This is a genomic window from Mesorhizobium sp. M7A.F.Ca.CA.003.01.2.1 (assembly GCF_003998945.1).
Lineage (GTDB): Bacteria > Pseudomonadota > Alphaproteobacteria > Rhizobiales > Rhizobiaceae > Mesorhizobium > Mesorhizobium ciceri.
In genome coordinates this window covers 1-3,741 of record NZ_RZRA01000557.1, presented here as the reverse complement: position 1 = coordinate 3,741, position 3,741 = coordinate 1, and the positions used below count along the sequence as shown (strand labels likewise).

3 protein-coding genes are annotated in these 3,741 nt (G+C 64.4%); all 3 read left to right on the top strand.

The window, feature by feature from the left end; genetic code table 11:
• Positions 1-520, top strand: a 520-nt coding sequence (locus EN969_RS21010; RefSeq protein ID WP_164758391.1) for a response regulator transcription factor, incomplete at its 5' end; no start/stop codon positions are given.
• A gap of 7 nt (positions 521-527) precedes the next feature.
• Positions 528-2,006: a HAMP domain-containing sensor histidine kinase gene (locus EN969_RS21005; protein WP_013532630.1), complete on the top strand. Its 1,479-nt coding sequence runs from the start codon at positions 528-530 to the stop codon at positions 2,004-2,006.
• Positions 2,006-3,741, top strand: a 1,736-nt coding sequence (locus EN969_RS21000) for a bifunctional [glutamine synthetase] adenylyltransferase/[glutamine synthetase]-adenylyl-L-tyrosine phosphorylase (RefSeq protein WP_127419360.1), incomplete at its 3' end; no start/stop codon positions are given. The genes EN969_RS21005 and EN969_RS21000, both read left to right, overlap by 1 nt.

Here is a 3,741-nt window from a genome sequence, read left to right as displayed (position 1 = left end):
GATGATGCCGCGTCGCGACGGCCTGTCGGTCATTGCCGGTCTCAGGTCCAGGGGCAACACGACGCCGGTGCTGATCCTGTCGGCGCTCGGCGAGGTCGATGACCGGGTCACGGGTTTGCGCGCCGGCGGCGACGATTACCTGACAAAGCCCTATGCCTTCTCCGAGCTTCTCGCCCGCGTCGAGGTGCTGAACCGGCGCGCCAGTGCCAAGGAAGCGGAAACCGTCTACCGCGTCGGCGATCTCGAACTCGACAGGCTGTCGCATTCGGTCCGCCGTGCGTCACGCGAGATAACGCTGCAGCCGCGTGAGTTCCGCTTGCTCGAATATCTGATGCGGCATGCCGGCCAGGTGGTGACGCGCACCATGCTGCTGGAAAATGTCTGGGACTACCATTTCGATCCGCAGACCAATGTCATCGACGTCCATGTCTCCCGGCTGCGCGGCAAGATAGAGAAGGGCTTCGACAAGCCCATCCTGCATACGGTTCGCGGCGCCGGCTATATGCTGAAGAGTGGTTAGCTGCGGCATGGCTCTTTCCGTGCCCGCCATCATGAAGACGACGGCAGCGCGGCTTTCGGCGCTCTACTTCCTGCTCTTCGCGCTCTGCGCGGTGGCGCTCGTCTTCTACATGACCTCGCTGTCGGCGCGAATGCTGACCGCGCAGACGCAGGAGACCATCAATGACGAAGTGCTCGGCCTTGCCCGCGCCTATCAGCGCGGTGGCCTGCCGGTACTGGTCCGCGTGGTCGAAGCGCGCTCGCGCCAGCCCGGCGCAAACCTTTACCTGATCGCCGACGCCAACGGCCAGATCCTGACCGGCAACGTGCAGAGCCTCGAACCTGGCGTTCTCGAAACCGAAGGCTGGACCAGCAGTCCGTTCTCTTATCAGCGCTTTGGCGAGGGAGAGCTCGAGCGCCTGCGCAACCTTCCCGCCGAGCAGGGTACCACCACCCAATCCGAGCAGAACGATGCGCAGGCGCAGGGCGAAAAAGGCCACAACGCCATTGCGCTGGTGCTGCGGCTGCCGAACCAGATGATCATGCTGGTCGGCCGCGACCTTGGCGAGCCGGAACGGTTTCGTGCCGTCATCCGCCGTGCGCTGATGCTGGCGCTCGGCATGATGGGGCTGGGCGGATTGCTGATCTGGTTTTTTGTCGGCCGCGCTGCGCTGAAGCGCATCGACAGCGTGTCGGAAGCCAGCCGTCGCATCATGGGCGGCGATCTGTCGGGCAGGCTGCCGGTGACGGGGGTTGGCGACGAGTTCGACCGGCTCTCCGAAAATCTCAATGCCATGCTGGCCAGGATCGCCACGCTGAACGAAGGCTTGAAGCAGGTTTCCGACAACATCGCGCATGATCTGAAGACGCCGCTGACCCGGCTGCGCAACCGGGCCGAAGCGACGCTTTCGGGCAAGCAAAAGCCCACCGACTACCGGCAGGCGCTGGAAGGCACCATCGCCGAGTCGGACCAGTTGATAAAAACCTTCAACGCCATCCTGATGATCTCCCGGCTGGAGGCTGGCTACTCGTCTGAAAATACGAACCGCGTCGATCTTGCGGAAGCCGTACGCGATGTCGTCGAGCTCTATGAGCCGGTGGCGGAAGAGGCGGGCGTGTCGCTGGAAGCAGACGCGCACGAGGCGGTGTCCGTCAACGGCAACCGCGAACTGATCGGTCAGGCGCTGTCGAACATCGTCGACAACGCCATCAAATATTCCACCGGCGCCAATGCCCAGCCGGCGGTGCGCGTCACGCTCGAGCGAACCGGTGCGGACGTTCGCCTGTCGGTTGCCGACAATGGCCACGGCATTCCCGACGATGGCGACCGCGCGCGTGCCACGGAACGTTTCGTGCGGCTGGAGAAGAGCCGTTCGCAACCGGGTTCCGGTCTTGGCCTCAGCCTCGCCAAGGCGGTCATGACATTCCACAATGGCCGGCTTGAACTCTTGCCTGGCAATCCTGGACTATCCGTGGTCATGAGTTTCCCGGTTCGGGAGGATCACTGATGAGCACGACTGCGAGAGCGAAAGATTGGCTGCTGAAGCCGGCGGCCAGGCTTGTTCCGCTGGACGAGGACCGTGCGCGGCTGGAACTGGCCGAGATCGCGTCCGCCGCACGCGAAGAAGGGCTGACGCGGCTGGCCAAGTTTCTGGCCGGCAAAGGGGAGGGCCAGGATTTCCTCGCCGCCGTCTTCGATCTGTCGCCGTTCCTGCGCGATACGGCACGTCGCCGGCCGCAAATCCTGGACGGGCTGTTCGAGCAGACAATCGAGGCTCGGCTGAAAGCGATCGGCGCCGCCATAGACCTGGCGCATTTGGCGGAGACCCTTTCGGAATCCGGCCTGATGATGGAGCTGCGCCAGTGGAAGGCGGAGGCGCATTTCCTCATCGCGCTGGCCGATCTTGCCGGCGAGGCCGAAACGGCGCTGACGGTCCGGCGGTTGAGCGACCTCGCTGACGCCTGTACCCGTGCCGCCGTCGACTTCCTGCTGCGCGACGCGCACGGCCAGGGCAAACTCAAACTGCCGGATGTCGACAACCCGTCGAAACAGTCGGGTTGGATCCTGCTCGGCATGGGCAAGCTCGGGGCACATGAGCTGAATTTTTCCTCGGACATCGATCTGGTGGTTTTCTTCGATCCGGAAGCACCGGCGGTCGTCGACCCGCTCGACGCCACCGAATTGTTTTCGCGGCTGACGCGCCGCCTGGTTCGCATCCTGCAGGACCGCACCGAGCACGGATATGTCTTCCGCACCGATCTGAGGCTGCGCCCCGACCCCGGTTCGACACCGCTGGCGATCCCGGTTGAGGCGGCACTGCGCTACTATGAGGCGCGCGGCCAGAACTGGGAGCGCGCCGCCATGATCAAGGCACGTCCGGTGGCTGGCGATCTGGCCGCGGGCGCTACCTTCCTCAAGGAGCTTCAGCCCTATATCTGGCGCAAATACATGGATTACGCGGCGATTGCCGACGTCCATTCGATCAAGCGTCAGATCCACGCCCACAAGGGCCATGGTGAGATCGCGGTCAAGGGCCACAACGTCAAGCTCGGCCGCGGCGGCATTCGCGAGATCGAGTTCTTCGTCCAGACCCAGCAGCTTATCGCCGGCGGACGCTTCCCTGAACTGCGTGGCCGCGAGACCGTGCCGATGCTCGGCGAGCTTGCGACACGCGGCTGGATCACCACCGAGGCGCGCGATGCGCTCGCCCGCCAGTACTGGTTCCTGCGCCGCGTCGAACATGCCGTGCAGATGGTTGCCGACGAGCAGACCCACACGCTGCCGGAAGATGATGAAGGCTTGGAGCGCATCGCCCGCATGCTCGCCTTTGCCGATGCTTCTGCCTTTTCCCAGGCGTTTCGCGCCTCGTTGCAGCAGGTCGAACGCCACTACGCGGCACTGTTCGAAACAGCACCCGAACTGTCGACAGGCATCGGCAATCTCGTCTTCACCGGCGATGTCGACGATCCCGATACGCTGCAGACCTTGCACGGCCTCGGCTTCCAGCGGCCAAGCGACATCTGCCGCGTCATCCGAGGCTGGCATTTCGGTCGCTATCGCGTCACCCAGTCGGCGGAGGCGCGCGAGCGGCTGACGGAATTGACGCCGGCGCTGCTGCGCTCCTTCGGCCAGACGCGCCGGGCCGACGAAGCGCTGATGCGCTTCGACGAATTTCTCGCCGGCCTGCCGGCCGGCATCCAGCTGTTTTCCCTGCTGCAGTCCAATCCGGCCCTGCTCAAGCT

Coding starts and splice junctions, on each gene's coding strand:
- EN969_RS21005 (WP_013532630.1), top strand. CDS start 528: ATGGCTCTTTCCGTGCCCGCCATCATGAAGACGACGGCAGCGCGGCTT.